The organism is Lentzea indica (assembly GCF_012184385.1).
Taxonomy (GTDB): domain Bacteria; phylum Actinomycetota; class Actinomycetes; order Mycobacteriales; family Pseudonocardiaceae; genus Lentzea; species Lentzea indica.
Window position 1 is genome coordinate 1 of record NZ_VSRL01000550.1, and the last position, 1,295, is coordinate 1,295.

The following is a 1,295-nucleotide window of genomic DNA, read 5'->3' on the forward strand; positions in this document are numbered from 1 at the left end:
CGCACGCCGCGGCCGCGCAGCATCCGCTGCAGCGACTCGGCGAGGCGGTCGAAGGCGTCACCGCTGCGTTCCTCGGACATCGCCCGGTCCAGGTCGGCCCGCGAACGCAGCTCGACCAGTGCGGTGACGGCCAGGTCGACGGCCCGCGAGCGGGCGGACGCGTCGTCCACGGCGCGATCTCGCAGGATCCCGAGCAGAGCGGTCAGCGCGGTTCCGTAGGCGTCGCCGAGGTCGGCGATGGCCACGGCACGTGCGGCGGCGGCTGCCCGCGACACCGCGAGCGTCGCGGGTATCGCCTCGTTGCGCAGGCCCTCGCGGTGCGCGGTCACCGCGTCCCACAGCGCCTGGGCCGGCGACAGGAGCTCCTCCGGCACCGGTGTGTCCTCGGTGCGCACGAGGACCAGCAACGCGCCCTCCTCGGTGATGTCGCTGGACACGGCCAGCACGGGTACCTCGACGCCGGCCATGACCGCCCGCCCCTGCCAGATTCCCCGCGCGGGGACAACGGCCGCAGCGCCGCGAGGTCGGCGATGGTGACCGACGACCCCGGCGCGCCGGGCGACTCACCGCGAACCTTGAACGGCGCGAACCGGCAGTTGGCGGACAGTTCGGCGGCCGCCTGATGCGGGACCACCTCAGCGAACGCCGCGGACAGCCGCGGCAACGTCTCGCACAGCGGTGCCCGGATCACGTCGACAGCCGTCAGCAGGTCCATGGATCGAGCGTAGCCCGCGTGGGACACCGACCGGCTAGTCGTTCGGCCAGGGCGAACTAGCCAAAGGGCTGGCACAAGAGGAGTCGCCGGGTCCGCAGGATGGAGTTCTCACACGGAGCGAGTCACGGGAGTTTCAGATGAAGGCGATCACTTACACCGAGTTCGGCGGTCCGGAAGTCCTGCGCCTGGAAGAGGTCGAGGAACCGCACGCCGGCCCCGGCCAGGTGCGGTTGAAGGTGCTCGCCGCGGCGGTCAACCCGCTGGACCACAAGATCCGCAACGGGTGGATGCCGCACATGGCACCTGCCTTCCCGGCGATCCCCGGCCTGGAGGCTGCCGGCGTCGTCGACGAGGTCGGTGAGGGCGTCACCGGCGTCTCGGTGGGTGACGAGGTCCTGGCCTGGACCGTCACCGGCGCCTACGCCGAGTACGCCCTGGCCACCGACTTCGCTGCCAAGCCGGCCGATCTCGACTGGGACGTCGCCGCCGCGCTGCCGGTGGCCGTCGAGACCTCGGCCCGCGTGCTCGACGCCCTCGAGGTCGGAGCGGGCGACACGCTGCTGGTGCACGGGGCCGCGGG

At 72.6% G+C, this 1,295-nt stretch carries 1 protein-coding gene and 1 pseudogene; one reads left to right on the plus strand and one right to left on the minus strand.

Going from position 1 to position 1,295, the window contains the following annotated elements; genetic code table 11:
• A pseudogene (locus FXN61_RS49500) lies at nucleotides 1-467 on the minus strand (helix-turn-helix transcriptional regulator); the annotation flags it as partial.
• A gap of 385 nt (nucleotides 468-852) precedes the next feature.
• On the opposite strand from FXN61_RS49500, the gene FXN61_RS49505 reads away from it, so the two are divergent.
• A partial coding sequence (locus tag FXN61_RS49505) for a quinone oxidoreductase family protein (protein ID WP_167980648.1) occupies nucleotides 853-1,295 on the plus strand: 443 nt, incomplete at its 3' end.